This is a genomic window from Stieleria varia (assembly GCF_038443385.1).
In the GTDB taxonomy this organism is placed as follows: domain Bacteria; phylum Planctomycetota; class Planctomycetia; order Pirellulales; family Pirellulaceae; genus Stieleria; species Stieleria varia.
Genome location: NZ_CP151726.1, coordinates 3853280 through 3878059 on the forward strand (window position 1 = coordinate 3853280; position 24780 = coordinate 3878059).

At 54.9% G+C, this 24780-nt stretch carries 19 protein-coding genes; 12 read left to right on the forward strand and 7 right to left on the reverse strand.

The genetic code is table 11. The features are described 5' to 3' along the window. Positions 1-87 precede the first annotated feature (87 nt). On the reverse strand, positions 88-984 hold the full coding sequence (locus Pla52nx_RS12670; RefSeq protein ID WP_146518484.1) for a PfkB family carbohydrate kinase: 897 nt from the start codon (positions 982-984) through the stop codon (positions 88-90). A gap of 189 nt (positions 985-1173) precedes the next feature. Here Pla52nx_RS12670 and Pla52nx_RS12675 point away from each other — a divergent pair, with 189 nt between their 5' ends. The 3 genes from Pla52nx_RS12675 to Pla52nx_RS12685 all read left to right on the forward strand — a co-directional run bounded on the left by Pla52nx_RS12675 (position 1174) and on the right by Pla52nx_RS12685 (position 4504). Continuing rightward, the gene (locus tag Pla52nx_RS12675; RefSeq protein ID WP_146518483.1) at positions 1174-2112 is read left to right on the forward strand and encodes an SGNH/GDSL hydrolase family protein; all 939 of its coding nucleotides are present in this window, start codon (positions 1174-1176) and stop codon (positions 2110-2112) included. After that, positions 2109-2975, forward strand: coding sequence for a heme-dependent oxidative N-demethylase family protein (locus Pla52nx_RS12680; RefSeq protein ID WP_146518482.1), 867 nt, complete (start codon positions 2109-2111; stop codon positions 2973-2975). Before Pla52nx_RS12675 ends, Pla52nx_RS12680 begins: the two co-directional genes overlap by 4 nt. Before the next feature lie 257 nt (positions 2976-3232). Then, a complete protein-coding gene (locus Pla52nx_RS12685) occupies positions 3233-4504 on the forward strand; it encodes a PQQ-binding-like beta-propeller repeat protein (RefSeq protein WP_146518481.1) in 1272 nt (423 codons plus the stop codon). 543 nt (positions 4505-5047) lie between these two features. On the opposite strand, the gene Pla52nx_RS12690 is transcribed toward Pla52nx_RS12685, so the two are convergent. Beyond that, positions 5048-6553 carry a sulfatase family protein gene (locus Pla52nx_RS12690; RefSeq protein WP_231741719.1) on the reverse strand — a complete coding sequence of 502 codons (1506 nt, stop codon included), beginning with the start codon at positions 6551-6553 and terminating at the stop codon, positions 5048-5050. 499 nt (positions 6554-7052) lie between these two features. On the opposite strand from Pla52nx_RS12690, the gene Pla52nx_RS12695 reads away from it, so the two are divergent. The 6 genes from Pla52nx_RS12695 (at position 7053) to Pla52nx_RS12720 (ending at position 10920) form a co-directional block, all read left to right on the forward strand. Continuing rightward, entirely contained in the window at positions 7053-7484 is a 432-nt protein-coding gene (locus Pla52nx_RS12695) for a CsbD family protein (protein WP_146518480.1), read from the forward strand. Between the two features lie 3 nt (positions 7485-7487). Next, on the forward strand, positions 7488-7886 hold the full coding sequence (locus Pla52nx_RS12700; protein ID WP_146518479.1) for a hypothetical protein: 399 nt from the start codon (positions 7488-7490) through the stop codon (positions 7884-7886). Between the two features lie 42 nt (positions 7887-7928). Then, positions 7929-8426 carry a phage holin family protein gene (locus Pla52nx_RS12705; protein ID WP_146518478.1) on the forward strand — a complete coding sequence of 166 codons (498 nt, stop codon included), beginning with the start codon at positions 7929-7931 and terminating at the stop codon, positions 8424-8426. An 11-nt stretch (positions 8427-8437) separates the two neighbouring features. Beyond that, complete coding sequence (locus Pla52nx_RS12710) at positions 8438-8680, forward strand: hypothetical protein (protein ID WP_146518477.1); 243 nt, start codon at positions 8438-8440, stop codon at positions 8678-8680. Between the two features lie 275 nt (positions 8681-8955). Further along, a complete protein-coding gene (locus tag Pla52nx_RS12715; RefSeq protein WP_146518476.1) occupies positions 8956-10434 on the forward strand; it encodes a sigma-54-dependent transcriptional regulator in 1479 nt (492 codons plus the stop codon). Between the two features lie 132 nt (positions 10435-10566). After that, positions 10567-10920 (forward strand): Hpt domain-containing protein, encoded by a 354-nt coding sequence (locus tag Pla52nx_RS12720; RefSeq protein WP_146518475.1) that lies wholly within the window; start codon positions 10567-10569, stop codon positions 10918-10920. Between the two features lie 61 nt (positions 10921-10981). On the opposite strand, the gene Pla52nx_RS12725 is transcribed toward Pla52nx_RS12720, so the two are convergent. Beyond that, positions 10982-11920, reverse strand: a complete 939-nt coding sequence (locus tag Pla52nx_RS12725; protein ID WP_146518474.1) for a ThuA domain-containing protein — start codon at positions 11918-11920, stop codon at positions 10982-10984. 234 nt (positions 11921-12154) lie between these two features. Between Pla52nx_RS12725 and Pla52nx_RS12730 the strand changes: the two genes are divergently transcribed. Further along, positions 12155-13069 carry an alpha/beta hydrolase gene (locus Pla52nx_RS12730; protein WP_146518473.1) on the forward strand — a complete coding sequence of 305 codons (915 nt, stop codon included), beginning with the start codon at positions 12155-12157 and terminating at the stop codon, positions 13067-13069. Positions 13070-13099: 30 nt separating this feature from the next. On the opposite strand, the gene dps is transcribed toward Pla52nx_RS12730, so the two are convergent. Beyond that, the gene (gene dps, locus Pla52nx_RS12735) at positions 13100-13594 is read right to left on the reverse strand and encodes a DNA starvation/stationary phase protection protein Dps (RefSeq protein WP_146518472.1); all 495 of its coding nucleotides are present in this window, start codon (positions 13592-13594) and stop codon (positions 13100-13102) included. A 240-nt stretch (positions 13595-13834) separates the two neighbouring features. Between dps and Pla52nx_RS12740 the strand changes: the two genes are divergently transcribed. Next, a complete protein-coding gene (locus Pla52nx_RS12740; protein WP_146518695.1) occupies positions 13835-15793 on the forward strand; it encodes a sulfatase in 1959 nt (652 codons plus the stop codon). A gap of 286 nt (positions 15794-16079) precedes the next feature. Then, the gene (locus Pla52nx_RS12745) at positions 16080-17936 is read left to right on the forward strand and encodes a protein kinase domain-containing protein (RefSeq protein WP_146518471.1); all 1857 of its coding nucleotides are present in this window, start codon (positions 16080-16082) and stop codon (positions 17934-17936) included. Here Pla52nx_RS12745 and Pla52nx_RS12750 read toward each other — a convergent pair. From Pla52nx_RS12750 to Pla52nx_RS12760, 3 genes are all read right to left on the reverse strand, one after another. Beyond that, positions 17901-22313, reverse strand: a complete 4413-nt coding sequence (locus tag Pla52nx_RS12750; RefSeq protein ID WP_146518470.1) for a bifunctional serine/threonine-protein kinase/formylglycine-generating enzyme family protein — start codon at positions 22311-22313, stop codon at positions 17901-17903. The two genes, Pla52nx_RS12745 and Pla52nx_RS12750, sit on opposite strands and share 36 nt — an antisense overlap. Positions 22314-22742: 429 nt before the next feature. Continuing rightward, positions 22743-23324, reverse strand: a complete 582-nt coding sequence (locus Pla52nx_RS12755; protein ID WP_146518469.1) for a hypothetical protein — start codon at positions 23322-23324, stop codon at positions 22743-22745. Between the two features lie 21 nt (positions 23325-23345). Then, a complete protein-coding gene (locus Pla52nx_RS12760) occupies positions 23346-24764 on the reverse strand; it encodes a DUF1501 domain-containing protein (RefSeq protein ID WP_197454291.1) in 1419 nt (472 codons plus the stop codon). Between the last annotated feature and the right edge of the window lie 16 nt (positions 24765-24780).

Here is a 24780-nt window from a genome sequence, read left to right on the forward strand (position 1 = left end):
GACAGTCGTTCGACTCTCCGAGTCGAGAATGAACGCCACCAAACGCACAAATTCAAACCATACGCCTTGAGCAGCCCAGTGTTGCACCTATTCAAAAACCGATTGGTAGATATCACGGTCGGCAGACGTTGCGCCGTGGAGTCCGCAGACTCGCGCAGCCAATCGAACCGCTCCCGCTAAGATCTGAGGCAATGGCAGCTCACTCGCAAGCCCCGCGATGATCGCCGATGCGAACGCGTCACCAGCACCCACTGTATCTTGCATCACGCCGGGCGATGGAGCTGGTTCGAACAGGATTTCCGACTCAGCGATGGCGTAGGCACCTTGCGAGCCACAAGTCACCACCGCATTGTGCACTTCATATCGGCTTTTCAATGTTTCGATTCCGGCGACGACGGACGACTGATCCGTCACGGCAACATCGGACAGTCGATGCAGTTCTTCGTCGTTGAGCTTGACCCACTTCGCACCGTTCAAGAGTTCCCCCAACATCGACTCATCAAAATACGGATCGCGAATGTTTACATCGACAAATCTCGCCAACCCGCTTTCGCGAACCAGATGCCGCCAGCTTTCACGAGTCGATTCGCTACGCAAGGCAAGGCTGCCGTGGTACAGCAGGCCTGCAGAGTCGCTCCACAGCGACGAATCGATCTTGCCCATCGAATCCCAAGCTTGACCTGCGGGGATCTCGTATTCAGGCTGACCGTCGACGAAGCTTACTTGGACATTGCCTGTCGGCGGCCCATTGAGACGCTGAACGCCCCGATCGTCCAATCCCCAGGAATCCATCGCATCCAAGATCGCTGTTCCCTCGGAGTCTTCGCCGACGGCGGACAGGAATAAGGGGCGTACTCCAAGACCTTGCAGATTCCATGCCACATTGAACGGCGCGCCTCCCAACACTCGTTTTCCATCGGGAAAATGATCAAAGAGGACTTCGCCAAAGACAATCGGTCGTGAAGGAGTAACTGTATCGTGCATACTGACTCAATCGGAGAGGATAACATGGAGTAGATTATTTTACCGAGCCGTCCAGCTTTCGCTAAGCACCGAGCCGAAACAAGCGTCCCCTACGACATCCGTTTTCGCTCGGCCCCGAAGAAGTCTCTCGGTCGGTGGTTCATTCAGTCAGTTCGCGTTGTGGTGGTGGTAAAGAAAGAGGAAAGGTGGATGGCAAAAAAGTCTAGGAAACGTCTGATACTGCTCTGCATCACCGCAATCGGTCTGTTGCTGTTTGCGGTTTTCTATCAACGATACTACGTCGCGCGTCCGATCGGATCCGGCCCGGCCGGTCCTGCGGTGGATCGTGCCGCGTTCGCAAACGTGTGGTCGGATCGGCCAGTCCATGTGGTTGGACTTGGTGACAGCGTCACCGCGGGACTGGGGGCCAAATCCACCAGTCATTCCTATTTCAATCGTGTCATCCAGAATCCCGATGACGAATTCGAGCAGCTCCATCAAGTCTGCCTGACTTCTGTGCTTCCTAATCTGACAAATGAAAACTACGCCATTTCTGGCTCGGAGTCTACTGTTCACTTCGACGTGATCACTGAAACCTTGCCAGTGATGGATGAGCGTTTGTACGGTATCGTGCTGATGACCAGTGGCGGCAATGACTTGATCCACATGTATGGCAAATCACCACCACGAGAGTGCGCCATGTACGGAGCAACGTTGGAGCAGGCGTTGCCGTGGATCGAGAACTTTGAAGCCCGATTGGGGGAGATGGTGTCCCTGATCGATCAGCGTTTTCCGGGCGGTTGCGAAATCTACATCGGCGACATCTACGATCCGACCGATGGAACCGGAGATGCCGGCAGCATTTACTTGAGTCGATGGCCGGACGGTTTGGCCATTCACGCCCGATACAACGCCGTCATTCGCAAGGTCGCCGGGCAACGCGATAATGTCTTTGTCGTGCCGCTTTACGAAACCTTTTTAGGTCACGGTTCCCAGTGTCGTAAGTTCTGGAGATCGACCTTTCGCGAGGAGGACCCGTATTTTTGGTTCTACAGCAACATCGAAGACCCCAATGATCGCGGTTACGACGCCATCCGACGTGTGTTCCTCAATACGATTGTCGCCAACACAAAATTGCGATCCGAATGATTCCCTACTTCCCGTTCACCGGCGAACGCTTCGAACACAGCTTTGGCGTTCGCCCATTGCCTGACGCAACACAGATCATTGAAACCACGCGACGGTACTATGATGAGATTGACGTCAAGCGAGCCAGTTTGGAATCTTTTCCCAGTGAATACTCGGTCGGTCAAGATGCATGCCTGGAATCTCAACGCGATGCATTTCGCTGGATCGTTGACCAGTCCCCACATTTGAAATGGGACGAGGGTGAGTCCGTTGTGATCAATCGCGCCACCGGCGAAAGGATTCCAGCCGACCAGCCGCAGACTTTGTTGACGATCGCGCCGCACGTGCAAGAAGACTTGGTGATCATGCGAGGTGATGTTATCCATGGTTTCCCTCTCGTCGTCGGCGTGGTTTGCTTTCCAAGTGGCTGGTCGGTCGCTGACAAGCTCGGGCAAAGCGTTTTGTTGATCCATCAATCAGTCCCCGAGTTTGATCCGGTGTTATCGCCGCAAACCGAGCGATTGATGCAACGGCTGAAATCGCATCGCCCAGTATGGCGAATGAACTGGGGCGTCCGACCGTTGCCTTACTTGGACCAGTCACCCAAATTCGCCAGGGGCTTGTTCACGGCCGCCAGATCCGTGACGGCGGCCAACGCGGGCAAAAAATGTTACTTTCGCGTCGAGCGCCAGACCTTGACCCGACTGCCCAGCGGCGACATCTTGTTCACCATTCACACGCACCAGTGCACCTTGGATGAACTGACTGTCTCGCAAAAGCAGCAGCTCTGTGGAGTTCTTAAGACTTGTCCAGAAGATACGCTGCGATACAAAGGGATCTTGCCGATGGCAGAACCGATCATCGACTACTTGCGAGGCCGTTAGGAGAGGCTGTTAGGTACATTCAGTTGCCAGGGATGGAATGCCGCGTCTCGCGAAATGCAGTGACTAGACGAATTGGCCTGTAAATCAAGAATCCCGGAACTGTTTGGGTCCGGCGGTGTTGAAAACCAATTGGTCAATTCATGAGAAAACACGCCGCTGGTGTTTGATACATAGCTCAGGGTCTGGTCCCCGCATCTGCAACGACCGGGACTGCGGCCTCAAGTCGATTTGATTTCCCAACCCATTCGGAGTTCCCTGTGCGTAGCCCCATTTTGCTAACCCTCTGCGTGATCGCCGCTTCGTCCCTCACCGAGCTTCGTGCTGAAAACTGGCCGCATTGGCGAGGTGACAACGGTAACGGCGTTTCCGAGACCGCGGATACGCCGACACGTTGGAGCGACAGTGAGAACGTCAAATGGAAGGTCGAGATTCCAGGTCAAGGCTCCGGATCGCCCATCGTTTGGGAAGACAAGGTGTTTGTGGTCTCGGGCGTTCCTGTCGCCGGGGTAGCCGGTGGAGGATCCATCCCCACGTTGCAGTTCACCGTGTTTTGCTTTGATCGTGAATCGGGAAAAGAGCTCTGGAAACAAGTCGCGGTGGTAGCCAAGCCACATCAACAAACGCACTCGACCAACAACTTTGCATCGGCATCGCCTTGCACCGACGGGCAGCATGTCTATGCCCACTTCGGCTCGAGGGGGCTTTTCTGTTACACGATGAACGGTGATCTCGTTTGGAAACGCGACGATCTGGGTAAAATGCAAACCCGCAACGACTTTGGCGAAGGAAGCTCGCCGACGTTGGAGGGCGACATGATCCTGGTACCTTGGGATCACGAAGGTGCCTCTGCTCTGTTTGCGTTGGACAAGTCGACCGGTAACACGATTTGGAAAGCCGACCGTGATGAACCGACCTGTTGGGCGACGCCCTTGGTCGTTCAACACGACGGTCAAAAACAGGTCATCATGAACGGGCAGAACAACGCGCGTTCCTATGATTTGGCAACCGGAAAGGAACTGTGGCGTTGTGGCGGGCAAACCGAACGTCCCGTCGCATCGGCCGTGTTTGCCAATGGCATCGCCTACGTCGGCAGCGGTTTCCGTGGCTCCTTTCTCGGGGCCTTTCGTCTCACCGGCACCGGCGACATCGAGAACACCGAGAGTGTGATCTGGGACGTCCATCAAGACACACCCGACATCGCTTCGCCTCTGCTTTCATCGGGCAGATTGTATTTCTACAAAGGCAAATCAGGTACATTGACGTGCGTTGATGCTGCAACCGGTGAACGACATTTCGGACCCACTCGCGTTCCCGGTTTGGACAGTATCTATGCTTCTCCCATTGCTGCCGGCGGCCATGTCTATCTGACTGCCCGCAATGGAACCACTGTGGTGATCAAAGACGCCAAGGAGTTTGAGATCGTCTCAACCAACTCGGTCGGCGAGACCGTGGATGCGACGCCAGCACCTGTTGATAGCGAGCTCTTTATCCGCGGAGCGCAACACTTGTTCTGTATCAGCGAAGGTTAGCCTGCGCTGATCAAAACTTGGTGTTGACATTGTTTTTTCAGTCCATGTTTTTGTCCCATGCATCGCAATCAAAGTGAGCCTCAGGCGCTAGCCGTGGGCCGGCACCACAATCCGCCTCAGGCCCACGGCTAGCGCCTGAGGCTCTTGGTGTTGACATTGTTTTTTCAGTCCATGTTTTTGTCCCATGCATCGCAATCAGAGTGAGCCTCAGGCGCTAGCCGTGGGCCGGCACCACAATCCGCCTCAGGCGCTAGTGGCCTGTTGATTTAATCGAAATTGGGAACGCAAGGGTGAGCCGTGGGCCGTAAGGCACCGGGCAATGCGGTAGGCCCGGCCGCTTACGCGTCGCGGCTCACTAAATCAACGGCCCGCTAGCCGTGGGCCGGCACCACAATCCGCCTCAGGCCCACGGCTAGCGCCTGAGGCTCAGCTCGACTGGTTTTCCATCAGCCGGGACGAATTCCAGTCGACCGATCTGTGTGATTCCGCGAGCGAATTGCACGCGAAGGTGAATGATTTCGCTGGTTTGGTTGATGGTCGCGTTCAGTCCATTCCACTTTCCTGACTCGGCACGCTCAGTGGTGACTCGATTCTGGGGGGCGAATCCTCGTTCCCTGTTGCTACGCCAAGAAATCGAGACCGCCCCCGCTTCACTCGGCTTGACTTCGCATCCGGCAAGAACTTTTCTCGCAGCGGCTCAGGTTCTTTGCCGTCGAGGTAGAAGTCGAAATACGCTTTCGCTGCAGCGTTCTCTTGGGCTGTTGAGAGTCCCGGCGGCGTGAGTTCGGATGCCCAAGTCGAGAGACGGTCTCGAAGCCGATTTGCAATCTCAGGATGCATCACGCATTGGTCGTGCTTTTCCTCCAAGTCGACTTTCAAGTCGAATAAATACTCACGCCGGCCACTTCGTACGAGTTTCCAGTCTCCTTCGCGAATCGCCGACTGCCCCGTCCATCGCCACATCAGGGCATCGTGGGGCGGCGCGGTGTTGTCACCCGATAGAAAAGGAATCAAGTTGACACCGTCCAACTCATCGTTTGCTGTTTCAATCTTGGCAATTGCTGTAGCGGTTGCAGCGACGTCCAATGCACTGATAGGGTGAGGATACACCTGTCCGCCAGGAATCATTCCCGGCCAGGAGACGACGAATGGTGTGTGCATTCCTCCTTCCGTCAGCATTCCTTTCTCTCCATTGAGTGGATCATTCAGCGAGCCGTCCCATCCGGGGCCAGCTCCGGGGGCATCGAACTTGTGGATCTTCAAAGGCGCGCCGTTGTCGCCGATGTAAAAAACGAGCGTGTTTTCAAGCAAACCGTTCTCTCGCAAAGTCTCCATCACCAGCCCCACGCCGTCGTCGACGGCCGACAACATCGCTAGGGCTTGACGACGTCGTTCAGGCATCTCACCCGGAAATCGACTCAAGTACTCCGGTGGCGCATCGAGCGGAACATGCGGAGCGCGGTAGGCCACGTACAAGAAAAGTGGCTGATCTTTGTGCCGCTCAATCACCGATGCGGCGGCACGGCTGCACGCATCGACGTGATACCCCTCCGGTTTCAACGATGCCATCTTCCTGTCGGTCCCATCCATGAACAGATTGGCAGAAAAAGCTGCTTGAGAGTTTTGTGCATAGACATAGCGAAAACCATGTTTGGTGATCTCGTTGGTCGGACCCAGGTGCCATTTCCCAAACTGAGCCGTGACGTAGCCTGCTCGCTGCAAACGCTGCGCAATCGTGGTTTCGGCATCAAATCCGGTCAGGCTGCTGCCGTTTGATTCCACGCCGAAACGCGATTGAAACTTGCCAATCATCAGCCCGGCACGCGATGGAACGCACTGCGGCGCCGTGCTATAGCCGTGCAATGCTCTCACCCCGCTGGCTGCCAACGCATCCACATTCGGTGTTCGGATATCATCCAGTACGCCCTGGCAAGACAGATCCGCGTAACCGTGATCGTCGGTGTAGAACACGATGACGTTGGGCAGTTCATTCGCATGAGCCACCGATGGAAAGCAGCATAGCGCCAGGAGGGTAAGCCAACGAGTCATAAACGATCTCATGAATCTGAATCTGTCATCTGGTGAGTTTCAGGTAAGTCCGATGCTACGTTTCATGCATTCGGTTCGCAACGGCTCGGGCTCATGGTGGGATTCGTGTCAGAAATCGCATCGATCTGTGCCTCAACTTGAAACGGCAAACAGCCGGCACGCTCTGGTTATTCACCGCCGTCATCGTAATCTCCGCTGCTCATCTCCGCTGCTCCGTCTCCGCTGCTCCGTCTTCGCTGCTCCGTCTTCGCTGCTCCGTCTTCGGTGGGCAGTTTTCGAAAAAGTGCATGCCGGGAGCCGTGTTGGTCCCATGCGAATCAATCGTCGAACTGCCTGATCACGAAGGGAACGATATCAACCAGTCTGGACGGTTTCAGGCCAATGCAACCGGCGGTTTGGGAGGAAAACCGCAAAATCGGTCCCATTCTGGCGATTGGCCCGACATGTGCGTTTGATGACCAATATCGAAGGACGAACACCCAACTCCAGGAGACTCAATATGGTTACTCGCCAAGAAATCGCGGGAAAGTGGAACGAAGTCAAGGGCCGCCTGAAAGAACACTGGGCCGAGTTAACGGACGAAGATTTTCGTAACGTCCAAGGTTCAGCGGAACGCTTGGTCGGCGTCGTTCAGCAGAAAACCGGTGCGAGGAAAAGTGAGATCGAATCGTTTATCGACGGCATTTTCTCGGGCAACGTTGCCGAGCGAGCTAGCGAGGCGGTCGGGCATTATGCCGACTCCGCTCAGCAGGTCGCCTCAGACGCAGCGGACTATGCACGGAAAAATTATCGCAAATTCGCCGCCTCGACGGACGAGTACTCGCAGCGAGTTTCGGAAACCGTTCGCAGCCGTCCAGTGGAATCGCTCGCCATCGCATTCGGCGTCGGCATCGCTGCCGGGGCATTGTTGTTCTTTGGACGAAAACGCTAAGCCATGAGTGAGACGTTAGCAACCGACAAGCAAGCTGCGGCGATCAAGCAGCGGATGAGTGAGATACGGACGCAGTTGCCCTACGACGTGGATATCGCGCGGGAACGTGTGCGCCAGATCTCGGACTGGAAATATCACGTCGCTCAACATCCGTTGCCAGCGATCGCTGCTGCTGTCGCGCTCGGATATTTGATCGTGCCGGAAAAGCGTTCCACGATACAGCGGATTAGCCGCAGTAAGTCGCGCGATCAGGACGACGACTTGTCAGCACCCCAAAAGGGCGTGGTCAGTGGGATTGTTGCCGCAATCGCATCGATGGTTCTCAGGCAAGCGGTATCTACGGCAGCAAGTCAGGTCAGTGGAATGCTGACACGACAAGGTGTCTCGACACGCGAACGTTGATCTGCAGATCGTGATCAATATTGAAATACAAACTGGCAAATCATGAGTGAACAATCAAGTTTCCAACGTGTCGCCCAAGACGTGATCGATCTCTGCGAACTGCAATTTCAATTGCTCTCTGTGGACAGTCAAGCAGCCCGTCGTCTGCTATTGCGTGGTGTGGCGAAGCTCGTGGTCGCCGTGCCTCTGCTGGGCTCGGCGATCACCGTGTTGTGTCTCGGAGTCGGCTACCTGATTGCCGAACGGACAGCGTTGTCGGTCGCCGGCAGCCTGATCGTTGTCAGTGTCGCCGTCATCCTCTTCGCGAGCTCGCTAGCCGTGATCGCTCTGGTCGGATTTCGTCGTGCGGCCGCCGCGATGGCTGAGACGAAGTCGGAGTTCACCGAGAATCTCAAGTGGCTCAAGGCAACATTGCTGTCACCATCCACGTCTCCACGAAATCAAATCCGTCGCGAGTCCTTTCCTGACCATTCGCCGTCGGAGTTCCATACGGACTCTCAACCTCATTTTCAGTCCAGACCCGTTTCTCAGCCACGTTAAGGAAAAGCGATATGTCCCATTCCAATTCTCAAGGCGCACAAGGTGCGACCGTATCTGACAAAGCACGCGACGTGGCAAACCGAGCCATGTCCAGCGCCGCGGAGATGACCCATGATTACGCGGATCACTATGTCAAGGAGCCCGCGAAAGACCTGTTTAGCTTGGCAAAGTCGTACGCAAAGGACCATCCCGACGTCGCTGCGATGTGGGCGTTCGGCCTGGGAATCGTGATCGGCTGGAAACTCAAGCCGTAACATGCGAGTGTGGTCTCTAAGGCACCGGGGCATCCTTGGGCCGCCGGGCAGGCGATTCCCACCGTATCGCGCGAAAAACTCGGTTGCCTTTGCTTCTTCAGTCTCACTCCCTCAGCGGACCGTCATCCCTACGTCGTCGAATTGCAAGTCTCAATCGAGACGAATCGACAAGGTGTGTCATCGATGGTAACTTTAACGAGATTATTTTAGTCATGTCTTCCGCCACTGATTTTCCTCGTTCTTCGAAGCAGCCACAGTCCAGGTGGTCCAAATCTATGCCCCGACTATTGGTCGTCGACGATGATCGTGCGATCCTAACGCTCGCACAGCGGACGCTCTCGATGGTTGCCGATGTCGATACGGCCGGAAATGCCTTCGACGCGATCGAGATGCTCAAGAAAGATGACTACGACGTCGTCTTGTTGGATATCCAATTACCCGACCAAAACGGTTTGGCCGCGTATTGCGAGATTCGAGAGTACGATCGACGGATCCCAGTGATCTTCATGACGGTGGAGGCCGCCAGCAAGACCGCGATTGAAGCCATGCAACTGGGGGCGTTCGACTACATCGCAAAACCGTTGTCGGTCGAGCCTCTGCGTGAACTGGTAGCCAAGGCAGTCAAGCAACGACAGATCAGCAGTGTTCCAGTTGCGATCTCTGCGGAAGAGGAGGACGGTGATCAGTCTGCTGAACTTTTTATCGGTCGTTCGCCCGCGATGCTGAACGTGTTCAAAGCGATCGGTAAAGTTGCCAAGCAGGACGTCCCGATTCTGATCCGCGGGGAAAGCGGGACGGGCAAAGAATTGGTTGCCCGAGCGCTCTATCAATACAGTCATCGATACGATGAAACATTCTTAGCAGTCAACTGTGCCGCCCTCCCCGACAATCTGTTGGAAAGCGAGTTGTTCGGCCACGAAAAAGGTGCCTTCACGGGAGCCGAGTCGCGCCGAATCGGAAAGTTCGAACAGTGCAACGGTGGCACTTTGTTTTTGGACGAGATCGGCGATATGGCCCCATCGGTGCAAGCAAAAGTTTTGCGAGTGCTGCAGGAACAACGCTTTGAACGAGTCGGCGGTAACAAGGAACTGACCACAGATGTCCGAATCATCGCGGCGACCAATCGACCGCTTGAACAGATGGTCGAGGAAGGTGACTATCGCGAAGATTTGCTCTATCGGCTCAACGGAGTAACGATTCAACTGCCACCGCTGCGAGAGCGACTCTCCGATGTCCCGTCGCTGATCCGGTTCTTTCTGGCTCAAGCCAAGCAAGAGTTCAATAAGCCGGATTTGGAAGGACTCTCGCCCGAGACGGTGGATTTGCTGACGGCCTATCAATGGCCGGGCAATGTTCGGCAGCTTCGCGCAGTCATCCGTCGCTGTGTGTTGGACTCCGTGATGCCCGTCATTACCCCAGATATCTTGCCTGCAGAAGTCACCCGGTACGAGCGGTCAGATCCTGCCAGCAGCTCGATTGACTCATCCGCATCTCATCACGTACCGACTCGAGCTGGTGGTGAATTGCCCAGTTTGGTCGAGCGGTTGATCGCCCAACGCTCCAACAATGTCTACGCTGAGACCGTCGAATACACGGAGCGTTTCGTCATCCTAGAAGTGCTCAAGGCAACAGATGGCAATCAGAGTCAGGCTGCTGAGATGCTGGGCATCACCCGCGGAAAGCTGCGTGACCGCATCAAAGCCTATAATATCGTGCTCAAAAGTGACATCGCCGTCGAATCAGATGGCGACTGATTATCATTGAAGCACTGCTTGTGTTGATCGCAGTTGTCTTTCAATGGCATACGGTTTGCACCGCCGGTCTCAGTCAGTTCTCTTGGCGGACTGAGATTCGAATTCCTCCGACTCTTTCACAGAATTGATGACATGACCGACGATCAACGCATCCGTTTTGCCGAAGCCCTGAAGCGTGTAGCTGGTGAAGAAGATACCCTTCAAGTGCTCGCGCAAATCACAAGCGAAGATGCGCCGGAACTGCTGAGCAATCTGGACGATGCCATCGCAAATGAAGACACCGTCGTCGTCGCACAAATCGCGCATGCATTGAAAGGCATGCTCAGTGTGTTCGAAACCGGAGACCCTGTCTCGGAGTTGCAACCGATCATCGACGCCGCTCGTAGGCGAGATGTCGAATCAATGCGTTCGCTCTATCGAGCTAATTCCAGAAAAATTCAAGCACTGCTGAACGAAATCGATGCAGTCTCTCTGGTTGAAAACTAAATCAGCACTCGGGGGCGATCAACTCGCCCTCGAGAGCACCTCGAATGCACACCGGGACAACCTACTTCGCGGGTGCCAAAGCAGCTTTTCCACCGGCAATCTTTGCTGTCGGCGTCGCGTCTGCGTCCAAGTCTCCTAGCGCATACTGAATACCGTCTAGCATGTGCTTCAGCACAACAGGATTGCGAAACGTCTCCTCGCGGTGTCCCAAATTTGTATAGAACACGCGGCCGTCACCAGCCGTTCGGATCCAAGAAACGGGGACTTCGCGAGGTCCATCGTTGATTCGCGTGGAGACCTCTGATTTCGTCATGTCCAAACTCACCAGGATCCGCAGCGTCTCTGGACCGACGTAGGATTCTGGCTTGTACTGGTAAATCTCATCCTGGTGCCAAAACCCGTTTCCCTTAAATGCCTGATTCAAAATATGGTCAGGGTCATCCAGCTTGAATGCCCAGGTACCTCCAGCACCCCATGGATGTCCGTTGAAAATCCCGCCGACCAGTGAAAGACATTCCGGGTGCCGTCCGAAATTGTCGCTCGCCGCGTGGAACCCGATCAAGCCGCCGCCTTGGGTCACGAAGTCCATGAATGCAGACATCTGCGACGGTTTGGCAAAGCTCATGTGTGTGGTGTTGTTGAGCAGGATAGCATCGTACTTGCTGAGGTTCTCTGGAGTGAAAACGTCGTAGGTATCGGCCAAGTCAATCTCAAAGGCGCCGGACTGCTTGCCGACTTCCTGCATCGCCAGATTGCCGTGTGGAATCGAGCTGTGGATGAAACCTTCGCATCGATAGAACGCCAGAATCCGACGTTCCTTCTTAGGCTTGGCCGCCGTCTCCTTCGGCACCGCGTCGGCGATCTGTTGACGGATCGAATCTGCGATCGGTTTGAAATGCTCTGCTTTCTTAGCCATCCAAGGATCGGCGGATTCCTGTGCTGACACCATCAGGCAACTCGGTGCACACAGAAAGAGCAGGGCGTAAAAACAGCGTACCATGTGAACGGTCTCTCAACTTTTTATGGGGATGGATGACGCCACGCTCGAACGTGGCTGCGGATTCGCTGCTGAGCGAAGACAGGAATGGGGTTGGCGATTATACGCTCGGATGATGTCCAAGTGTCTGGCCGCGAGAGTGGCGTCTTGGGCTATAATCAGCCGCACGAGATTTCCCCCCCTCGCACGAGATCCCGCCAAGACCTGCTCCGTCCCCCCCTGATTGAGTCACCCAACATGAACCGATTTACTTTTGTTGTTGCTTTGGCTTGCATGCTGACCGGCACCCTGCCAGCTCAGGAAAAGCAGCCGCCAACTCCCAAGACCCTGGCGCCCACCCACGCCGGGGTCTCTTATGGTGACCACGAAATGAACGTCATCGATTTTTGGCAAGCTGAAGGCGACGGCCCACGACCGCTGCTGGTCTATATCCACGGCGGAGGATGGATCGGTGGAGATAAAAACCGAAACGCTCGCGATGTCCAACCGTATCTCGACAAGGGCATCTCGTATGCGGCGATCAATTATCGACTCACCGGCATCGCACCATTGCCTGCGCCGGTTCATGATGCCGCCAAAGCCATCCAGTTCATCCGCAGCAAAGCGGCCGAGTGGAACATTCGCAAAGACCGCATCGCACTGACCGGGGGCAGCGCTGGCGCATGCACCTCCATGTGGATCTTGTGTCACGATGATCTGGCGGATCCCAATTCGACTGACCCCGTTTTGCGTGAGTCGACACGCGTCACCGCCGCTGCGGTCGCAGCAGGTCAAACATCGATCGATCCCAAAGTCATCGAGCCCTGGTTGGGTGAGAACGTGCTGAAACACAACATGATCAACATGGCCGTCGGTGAAAAAACGATCGAAGAAGCATTGGCCAACTACGACGACCACAAAGCTCTCTACGTCGAGTTCTCGCCGTACAACCATGTCAGCAAAGGCGATCCGCCTTTGTTCATGTCCTACGGCGGCGACATGTCGCTGCCGTCAAAGAATGCGGGGCACGGAATTCATCACCCGGTCTACGGGGTCAAGATGAAAGAGAAATGCGACAGTGTGGGGCAAGAATGTCACCTACTGATCTCGGGCCAAGAGAAGCCGCAGTACGCATCAGCTCAAGAATTCCTGATGGACAAACTCTTGAATTGAACATCTCAGATTGGTGGCTTAGTTCAGGAGTCATTCCTCTTGGGCTTGGACCATCCACAAATGCTTCTCCAAAGTTGCGGAGATTCCGATCAGCAAGTCCTCGCTGATCGGGTCCATCTCACCAAGCTTTTCGATCGCGTCGCGAATCTGCTCGATCGTCGTCATCAACGCGTCCGCGACGTGTTGAAGCGTGGCCGGGACTTTTTGGAAGCCATCCGGATAGGTGCTTAGATCGGTATCTTTGGCTACCGTTTCTGATCGCCCATCGGGAGCAACTCCCAGCGTACTGACCCGTTCAGCCACTTCATCACTCGCGTTTCGAACCGATGCAATGATTTCATCCAATTGCAAGTGAACAGAGCGAAAGTTCGTGCCCAGGACATTCCAGTGTGCTTGCTTCAGCAACAGTGCCAAGTCAACCAGATTGACGAGATTCGCTTGCAGCAACGAGACTGTCTCTTGATTCGCGTCACTGGTCAGTATTTGTCGTTTGAATACCGATGCCGTTTTCGTTGCAGTCGTCATGATTAATTTCTCCAAGGTTTTGAATGGTTACCCGGCGATGCTGATCGAAGAACGATCAAAACTGGTTCTGATTTGACCGATCTCGGTCCGTTCCCAACCGGCACCCGGTCATTCAACGGAAAAGCAAAGCTCATGCCAAAGCGACAGCCCGCGAGATGTACAAGCGATTTCATGACAGATCTCCGCTTTGGGCTATACTAACCGGTCTTTTTAGCAACCGCTCCCGTGACGAAACCATTGATGCAACGCTCGCCATTGAACCAACCGTTTTTCATCGTTTCTTTCTTCGCTGCATTCCTGAATCTGTATTCCGGTGTCATGGCCGCGGGTGCTCAGCGCAAACCGAATGTGGTCCTGATCCTGGCGGATGATCTCGGTTGGAGCGACACCACTCTTTACGGAACAACCGACTTTTACAGAACCCCCAACATTCAGCGTCTCGCGGCTCGCGGGATGACTTTTACCCACGCGTACTCCGCCAGCCCGTTGTGCTCACCCACTCGTGCCAGTGTGTTGACGGGATTGAGTCCCGCTCGGACAGGAATCACGACGCCCAACTGCCACTTGCCCGCTGTTGTCCTCACAGCGACGGCGGCAACGTCCGCATCACCGATTCAGAAGTCGACTCAGCCCAATCCCGTGACCCGACTCGACACTCGCTATTACACGGTGGCCGAAATGTTCCAGGACAATGGGTACGTAACGGCCCACTTTGGAAAGTGGCACCTCGGTCCAGAACCTTATTCGCCACTGCAACACGGATTTGACATCGACGTACCGCACTGGGCGGGACCTGGACCGGCTGGCAGCTACGTGGCTCCCTGGAAATTTCCAGACTTTGATCCTCAAACGCCTGCAGAACACATCGAAGACCGAATGGCCGACGAAGCCGTTCGGTTCATGGAGAAGCATCAAGACAAACCGTTCTTTCTGAATTACTGGATGTTCAGTGTGCACGCTCCGTTCGATGCCAAGGCGAAGTTGATCGAGCAGTACCGGTCACGAATCAACCCATCTGATCCGCAGCGGTCACCGACCTACGCTGCGATGATCGAAAGCATGGATGATGCCGTGGGAACTCTTCTGGACACGCTCGATCGGCTCCAACTCGCCGAAAACACGATCATCATTTTTGCATCGGACAACGGCGGCAACATGTACAACGAAGTCGACGGAACGACGCCGACGAGTAATGCGCCGCTCAGAGGTGGCAAAGCGACCATGTACGAAGGCGGCATCCGCGGACCAGCAATCATTGCAGCACCCGGAGTCACGCAGCCGGGCTCGCGTAGCGATGCCGTGATCCAAAGCTGTGACTATTACCCGACACTACTCGATTTGCTCGACATCTCAGCGCAACCTGAACAAACATTTGATGGAGTCAGTCTCGCACCTGCGTTGAAATCACAACCGCTCACCCGAGACGCAATCTTTACTTACTTTCCACACGCTCCCGGAGTCCCTGACTGGTTGCCACCGGCGGTCAGCGTTCATGTCGGTGATTGGAAACTCATTCGGTTGTTTCACGGTGGCGAGAATGGGAAACACAGATACAAACTCTACGATCTCTCTCAGGATCTTGGTGAACGCAGTGACTTGGCCGACAAATATCCTGAACGTGTCCAAGAAATGGACGCACGCATCGACGCATTCTTGTCAGACACCGGCGCGGTCGTGCCTTTGCCCAATCCAAAGTTTGATCCGACGAAGTACAATCCTGAACGGGAAGGCCAGGCCACACTCAAAGGCTCCGGCTCCAAGCAAACGCGTAACGAACCTGCGCCGCGGCAGAAGCCCATTGCCGGATGGCAGGCAGACAATCACTGCACGCTCGCCATCGCTGATTCGGCATTGCAGGTGATCAGCAGCGGCGGCGACCCACATTTCAGCTATTTGTTGCCCAAGCCAATTCCTGCGGGCGAACTGACACTCCGTTTTACGATGTCCTCTCAATCAACGGGAAACGGCCAACTGTTCTGGCGAGAACAAGGAGAGGCCAAAGCCTTTCACCGCGATCGCAGCGTCGACTTCTCCGTGACTCACGATGGTCAGTCCCACGAGTACGACGTCAAATTCAGCACGGCGACGCCCCTTCAAGCCCTGCGAGTTGATCCGTCACGCAGCGCCGGGAAACTGAAACTTTCCAACCTCCGCCTCACGGACAACGAAGGAAAGATCCTCTACACCTGGAAGTTTTGAATCGCAGACACGTAGAAGCGTCTCTCCGAGACGACAACTACTTCAAGGCTTGTCTCCAGGGGTAGCGAATCTCGTCAAGAGTTTCGGCATCACCAGCCCGTTGCCGAAAGTATCGATGACTTTCGCTACCTGGCAATGAGTGATGAGCGTATGATCGTCACAAGAGGACCCGGCTGTGTCCGGAAACCCTACACCGCCGCTAAGTCATTACGGATCGATTGGGAGATTCGCGACAATTGAGCTAGGTTTCGATCGCTGAGAACTATGTCTCCAAGCGGTCCTCTCTATGTCGTTACAGAATCAGCGTTTCTTTACGCCCACGGATTCAACTCCCAGTGATAGCCTGCTGGGCACACTCCAGCATCATCCAGAGCTTCAACACCAGTTCCAGAGTTCACCCGGCATCTTGCAGACGATCGCGTTGCCCACTCAAGATTCATCCTCATCGCTGGATCGTGGTCAGCAGAGTCCCCCCGCAGCAAAGCCGCTGCTTTCTCAAACCGTTGAACAGTGTCTCAGTAGTGACTCTCCAGTAAGCCGGGACGCAGATTGCGGCTTCATTCCGCTTCGTCAGATCGCAAAGGTGGGCAGTCGGCACCGAGACGACGCCGATTACCGATTTGTAGGACAACTGGGCGCTGGCGGCACCGGAGTGGTCTTTCAAGCTCACCAGCGCGCGGTTGATCGCGAAGTCGCCGTCAAAATGTTGCGTAGCGAACATGCGGTGAAACCTCATCTGCGGGAGCAGTTTCTCGCCGAAGCACGCGTGATCGGGGGATTGGATCATCCTAACGTCATCGCGTTGCACGAAGTCTACTCGGACAAGAACGGCTCGCTGTTTTACTCGATGAAGCGAATCGATGGCACGAGCTGGGACAAACAAATCGATGACCTCTCGCTTTCACAGAACATCGAAATCCTGCTTCGTGTCGCTGATGCGATCCGCTATGCGCACTCTCGTGGCCTGATTCATCGAGATATCAAGCCCGAGAACGTGATGCTGGGCAAGTTTGGAGAAGTCTTGGTCGCTGATTGGGGACTCGCGGTCAAGTACCAAACAAATCAAACGGTGGCCGCGACCAATTCCATCGGTGGCACACCCGCCTACATGGCCCCGGAACTCGCATCCGCATCCGCAGGCGCCATCTCGTTTCAAACCGATGTCTATTTGCTCGGCGCTATCCTTTACCGAGTCTTGACGGGCAAGCCGCCACACAATGGGCCATCTCTGTTGCAATGCATTCAAGCAGCTGCCAACAACGTCATCGAACCCACCGACACGGAATGTGAGTTGATGACGGTCGCAATGCGTGCGATGGCCACATCATCTGCCGAGCGATTCGCAAGTGTCGATCAGTTCATCGACGCGATCAAGGACGAACGGCAGCACGAGCAGAGTCAACGTCTGATCCGCCGGGCGATCGGACAAGCGGAACACGCGATCAACTCCACCGACAGCGCCGATGCCTATCGAGATTTTGGGATCGCAGACGCACTACTTTGTGAAGCGATTGCATTATGGCCGAGTAGCTTGAAAGCTCGCGAAGTTCGCAAGCGTTTGCAATTACAGTTCGCAGCCATCGCAACAGAGCGGGGCGACTACGACTTGGCTGCAGCGATCTATGAGGCAGTGGGAGAAGCAAAATCAGACGAAGCTCAAATGGTAGAGTTTCATCGGCTGCAGCGAGAAGCCAGCCAACGCAACGCGTCACGATACCTAGTGCTCTTTACCCAGTCGCCAGATCCGGGAGTCTTGATTGATTTGAAGACGCTGAGGGTTGTGGAGGCGAACATCGCGTTTGCAAAGATGTTCGGCTACGAGTGCGATAAAATCGTCGACATGGCATTGAACGATCTTGGACTTTGGGTCAATCCTGAGCAACAGCAGATTCTCTTTGATCAAGCGATCCGGCGAGGTTCCGTCGATGATTTCGCGGCCCAATTGAACCACGCCGACGGGCATTCGCTCGAAGTCCTGATCAATTCTCGCGTCATTGAGATTGCTCGCGAACCGATGCTGCTATCCACCATTCGCAACTCGGTCATCACGCAGATGGCCTGCCCCCCTTTCCGCAGACAACCCAATAAAACTAGCTGTAACGGACCACTAGTTTTCGGCGACGATGGTTTTCGCGAGTCGTAATCCATAGTAGCCGTTTCTGGCCATAGGAAGATCTGAAGCCGGCTCGTCGTCAATCGAAACAGGTGTCCAGACTTCAAACGAGTTGCTGCCCCCCATCACATTGCGTCGTGCCGCGACAGCAGAATGCGACCATTCTCTGACATTGTCGTACAGATTGAACATCCCGAAGTCGTTGGGTGCTTTGTCTCCTGCGGGAAAATATCGAATGGCTCTGTCGGCAGTCAGTGCTGTTTCGTAGTACCAGTAGTAGATGTCGGCGAGTTCGTCTGTTGAGCCGTAGTACCGGGGAGAAGTCGTCAACGCAATGCAAGCGTATGTCCACTCCGCCAGAGTGGGCAAACGATACGCGGCGTGAGCCAAGACATGATCGTACGGGACTTTGGGGTTTGTCTCTCGCAGTTCGTCTGGGTAGCAATGTTCAGGGTCGGCGTTCAAGGTTTCGCTAAGCCAGCGACAATAGCTGAGGCAGTCGTACCAGTCCAAGGCTCCTACAGGGCAATCCGGCTCTGGCGACCGTTCGCGATAGTATTCATGGTCTGGGCGAAATCTCCCATACTGTCCCACTGTGACTTCCCCGGTTCCGATGGCATACACTCGGCCGATTTCTGGGACATGCCTGGCGTCCAATATCGCCATCGTATGCCCCTCAGAATTGACAAACCAATTCTTTCTCGGATCAGGCATCAGACGCGATTGCGCCATCGTGTTTGTATGAACCCAGTCCGCCTGTCCCCAACTTCGCAGCATCCAAGTCGCTGCCGAATGAATGCCTGTGTCGGGGTCATTCAAAAAGGCATCCTTTGCCAGCGTCAGAGCTTTCAGCCGATCCGCTTCGGAAACATTGCGTTGTGGAAAGGTCGCAACGATCCCCAGTAGCGCGCGGCGAATCCCAGGGTCGGATTCGCGAGCGAATCGATTGACGATCTCAGGAAAGGAGTTGCCGAATCGTGCGATCCGTTGTTGGAGATAAGATCTGGCATTGGGACGTGGTGTGGATTTCAGCATGTTCCACGTCAAATCATTGGTGCCGATCCGATGCAGCAAGGCAGCGGCAGTGCCCTTGCGAGCGGCAAGTCTGTCATACTCCGGCTCCGGCAAGCTCGCATCGATCTCCGTCAGTGCCGTGACTTGGATTCTTGACGCAACACTGTTGGCGACTTTGTCGAGCGTCGGCAATATCGCGTCGAATTGGTCGGCGGACGCATCGAGAAAGAAGTCAAGAAGTTGATCGGGTGCATTCCGATTAAAACGCACCAAAATATTTGTCGCCAGATTGCGTTGTACGGACTCGGAAGGCGTCAACGCGACTTCACGCAGGGCGGGATTTAGGCATGGTGCGATCGGTTCCAGCCCATCGATCGCCCATGCCGTATCACGTGGCGAGACGGAACAGTGGTGCAGCATTTCTGAAACGATGGATTCCGCGTTTGATTGAAAAACCGCCCAGTGATCTTGCGTCCTCTCCGTTGCATCGGCCAGCATCATCGCGGCTCGCAATTTTGCCCCCGCCTCAGCGTCGCCCGAATTGAGTACGGAAATCAAGAACTCTTGGGATTCTTTGTCGTGAGGATGTAACCGCTGTCGCAAGACGGACAGCATTGGCAAATCGGCACTGAGACTACGTTGCAACAAAGTCCCTCGTTGCGATGCATCGTAGTGCAGCAGGGCAAGCCGGTTTACCAGTTCTGTTTGAACTCCTTCCTCCAGCGGTTCAAGTTGCGTCCGGATTTGCGCAGCGGCATAGCCTCCCCGGTCCCGCAATGAATCCAGAATCCCAGCTAGTTCATCTTCGCGCGCTGTTTGTAGCTGCTGAATGAGTCCATCGGTGATCGATCGATTGCTGGACAGCCAGATGACGAAACCAATCAAAGTAATTGCCGTGATACCGATCGTCGTACGGATCAAATGTCGACGTGAGGCCGCTGACATCATCGTTCTCTCCGTCGCATTCCAACGCGATGGAGATGACAGGACGCGAATGTTGATCCAGTCAAACCACGATGGAATGAATTGCGTGTCCCGTTTTAGGGTCCACAAGTTTGCGTAGTCGGCAAGTCTCAGTTCTGCCCGCCCACGACGCGTTTCTCGTTGTTTTCGAGTAAGCCATTGCTGAATCGCAGGCACTAAGAAATCATGTGTGAGCTGATAATACCGAACTCCGTCACCCGATTGGCTGTAGCTGTCTTCGCTGGACGTCGTGCCCGCCGGGTCTGTCGGAGTCAATAGCCGCAAGTCGACTTCTAGCACTCGCATCATTTCGTTGAACAACTCTGGCTGCTCCGAGTACCCAGACGCATCAAGCAACGCTTGCTCGCTCTGCATGTTTCCCTTGATGGGAGCACCGTGTTCGGGCAACAATCGCTTTAGAACTTGACGCACTGCCGGTTCATGCGTTCGTTGTGCAACGGGAGCCAAGGTACTGCTAAAAGCTTCCTCCAAGAACTGCAAGCCGATACCATCGGCACCGCCTATTTCATTCAAGGTGCTGGCGACCCAGGGTCGATTCTTGACCATCTCGACGAACAAAGTGAGACGAATAGGAAAAACCTTTCCGTTCTCACTCAATTCCTTAACGCTACGTTCCAAGAACTGATTCTGCGCTGGAGTGATCAAATCGGATCGTTCCGGCAATCGATCGTAGGCCACACCGAGTTCATGTAGCACCTTTCGTGCGTGTGACTCGCTGAACAAATCCACAAGAGATGTGTTCTTGTTTTGCTGCAGTGGGATTTCAACGGATGACATGAATCGTGAGAGCGCCAGCCAAAAATCATCTCTGACCAACAGCAAACACTGAATGCTCTGTCCATCACACTGTCGCAGCGCCGTTACCAGTTCAGGAGTCTCAGAATCTGACCGACCATGCAACCATTGTTCGAACTGATCGATGACGAGCAGCAATTTGGTCTTCTTTGGGTGTTCCTGATCCCCGTGAAAGGCGAGCCGTATCTTGGTCAGTGTTTCCGAAAGACTTTCGGTCGTCGAAGCAATGCTGATCCGTCGGTGAATGCCTCTCAGGAGACGTGATTCCGTTTCGTCCCGTGTCGCTTCTATGAACACCGTGGTGATGTTTTCACTCAACAGCGGCATCAAACCGGCTTTTACGAACGATGATTTTCCACAACCCGACGGTCCATACAGGACACCGATTCTGGGAGAATCGGCCGTCTCGTCGGAGTCAATCTGTCGTTGCCAAAACCGCAAGCTTTCAGGAACACCCTCTCGATCTCGGGGGCCGGGTAACAGGCGGCAAAAAAAGTTCGCATCGTGCTGGTCATAGGATCGCAGACCGCGTGGCACAACATGGTTCAGCGAACTGGATTCGTCGTGACGTCCCAGAGTTTGCTCTGTTTGGCTGGCCGAATGAACATGTTCAGGCCCAGAGATTTTGTCGGACGCTCGCTCCGAATTGCCCTCCAATTCCGCTAACAGGTGCTCCAAGTCATCGACCAAGTCCGCCGCCGTGCTGTAGCGGTAGGTCGCCTGCTTGGCCAGCAACTTCATGCAGATGCGTTCTAAGTCCTTGGGGATGCTCGTGAACAATTGACGGGGTGGCCGTGGCTCCTGATTGATCAACTTGTAGGTCAACGATTCTCGATCTCGACCTGAAAAGGGGCGACGACCGGTCAGCATTTCGTAGAGCACGACACCCAACGAAAACAAGTCGCTGCGACCGTCCACGAGATGGCTTTCGCCGCGTGCCTGCTCCGGGCTCATGTACGCTGGTGTGCCGACGCTGCTACGGTTGATTTCAGCCAACTCGTCACGCAACGCAAGGCCAAAGTCGGCGATGAAAGGCTTGCCGTCCCGATTGAGCAAGATATTGGCGGGCTTGATGTCCCGGTGAACGATTCCCTGCGAATGGACATAGCCGAGAGCCTTGGAAATTTCGATCATCAACTGAAGTCCGCGACGCAGCGAAAACGGTTTGGCTTGCATGCGCGTCGCCAAGTCCGTGCCGTCGACGAAGGCGGAAACGATGAATGGCAAGCCGTCGTCGTTGATTCCGACGTCATAGACACTGACGACACCGTGATGCTCCAGCCTCGCCAGTGTCCGTCCCTCCTCGATGTAGCGATCACGCGCCGATGTGGTCGTGATCCGATACTTCAACGGGACTTTGATGGCCACATGACGCTGCAAGTGTTCGTCATATGCCCTGAACACTTGTCCATAGGCCCCGCGTCCGATCAGCGTGGTCACGCGGTAGCGGCCAAAATTGGGGTGGGGCTGGCCGGCATCGGACTCGATCGAGTCTCCGGTGTCATGGCACTCCTGAGTGGCGTCCAACTCTTCGCTGACCGACGTCGGCAACAGCCGATCTAGCGAAAGGGCTTCAAATAGGTCTTTGTCGGTCGGTTCCATTCGCTTTTTCACGCAGGCTATCTCTCGAAACGAAGCGTCAGCCAAAGAGACCGCCTTCGTAGGTCGTTCGCATTGCCCTCCAAGATGCGTTTATCATAGCAATTCCAGTGCAAATCCATCGATTGAACTTGGAAGGGACCTCGCATTTTGGTTGTCCCCGCCTGATCCATGCTTTGCATTGTCTAGATATTTGCAACCGCGCCACGCGAAAATGAACTGCGCTGTTCAGAATTCGGTGTTGATATTGTTTTTTCAGTCCATGTTTTTGTTCCATGCATCGCAATCAAAAGTGAGCCTCAGGCGCTAGCCGTGGGCCGGCACCACAATCCGCCACAGGCCCACGGCTAGCGCCTGAGGCTCACTGGGGCCACCAGCTGCGTTGGCAGTAGGGACATAAGCTTGCGCAAACCCCAAAAGACACAACACCAAACTTTGAGCAACTCATTCTGCGCCCGCTTGCTTGGCTCGACCGATTTGATTGAGGGTTTCGATCTCTGAGGTCGTATAGTGTTCTGGTTTTTCAAGAAGCCAGTCAAAGCTGCGGATTCGTAGGTCGTTGCGGCGATGCATGCCTATGATCTCGCGTTCTTCGTCGGTCTGATCACGGGAACGTCCGATGACGATGCGGTAGCCGACCAACGTCTGGTATTCATCGAGGTTCAGCGAAGGCAGGATTCCAGGACCTGATACTAGAATACACTGTCGCCATTGTTCGACTTGATCGAGTGCGCGATTCCACTCAGTCGTGCTTCCCTCACGCGACAAAATGTTTGCCTGTGGCGATGCAATCGAGACCAAGTACCAAACGAGTCTTCTTCCCCACATCTGGTAGGTCGCAAAGTCAACGATGAAATCAGTCCCCAGCGACAATGCATGAAAGATACCTTGCTGGCCCTGTGACACGCCTTCGACCGTTACGTCGGGAATCAAAAGCCATCCGAAATCTTTCAAACAGGCAATGGCTGACTGGCGATCGCGGACAAGATCCGCTTGCAGGATTTCTGTGATTGATGGATGGGGCAACGTTCCGTGCTCGGTTCTGCTTTAGGAGTGTTTGTTGAATGCTTCCAGGACGGTTTGCCCAGCAGTCACACCCAATGGTGTTTCGATCAATCCGTGGTGATTGAACTGCAGACGTTGGCTGTCGATACCCATGGCGTGCAAGATGGTTGCGTGCATATCGACCGGTGTGACGGGACGCTCGGTCACGGTGTAGCCGATCGGATCAGACTCGCCAATGATATGACCGCCCCGAATACCGCCACCCGCCATCCAGACGCTGTAGGCGGCCGGCGAATGGTCTCGTCCATTACCGCGTCCTTCCATCGTCGGCGTTCTTCCAAACTCGCCACCCCAAACCACGAGCGTACTGTCCAGCAGCCCGGTTCGTTTCAAGTCTGTCAGCAGGGCGGCGATGGGAGCATCGGTGCGTCGAGCCAATTTGGTGTGATTAGCTAAGATGTTCCCATGTGCATCCCACCCACCGACTCGGATTTGAACGAAACGGACGCCCCGCTGAACCATACGCCGCGCCAACAAACAGGCTCGCCCTACGGTCTTGGTTTCCGGTTGATCGACTCCGTACAGGGAGTGCGTTTCGCCGGTCTCCGAATTCAAATCAAACAGCTCCGGTCCAGTTGTCTGCATCTGAAAAGCCATTTCATAACTGCGAATGCGAGCATCAAGTTCACTTTGTTGCGTACGCTGCAGGAACTGACGATTCATTTGCTGCAACACTCGCAGTTCGTCACTTCTCTGTTGAACAGCGGTACTGCTTGGCATGGTTGTGTTCTGGATCCCGGTCAACGGATTCACGACCGTGCCTTGAAATCGCGAAGGCAGGAATCCCGTTCCCCAGCCCGCCGCCTGAGGATTCTGCATACCGTCGGTGTGCAGATTCATCGTGATGAAAGCGGGCAAGTCATCCGTCTCGCTGCCCAATCCATAGATGGACCACGCTCCCAAGCTGGGACGGTCGCCGATCGAGGTTCCCGTCAATGCGACGCATTCACCCGGACCATGTACTGGGTTGCGATGTGACATGGAGCGAATCACACAAAGGTCGTCAACGTGCTCAGCGATTCGTGGCAACAAGGTGGAAACGGGGATACCGGATTCGCCATGTGGATTGAATTCCCACGGCGAGGCCATCAAGTTCTTCAATCCCGCTCGCTTGATCTTTGGGACGTGTGCCGCGATCGATTCGGGAACATCCTTTCCCGCCAGCCTTGCCAACTCCGGTTTCGGGTCGAATGTATCAACTTGACTTGGGCCACCCGACATGAACAAGAATACCACGCTCTTTGCCGTCGGAGGATGATGTGGAGCGTTGTTGTTTTCCTGAGACAAGGCAGGTTCCGATGCAAGTGCTTGCAAGCCAAGCGCCTGTACCGCAATTGCCTGCAGCGATACGGCACTGGCGCCCCATCCGGCTGTCATTCCGAAACCACGTCGATTCATCATGGGGGCGGCCATCTAT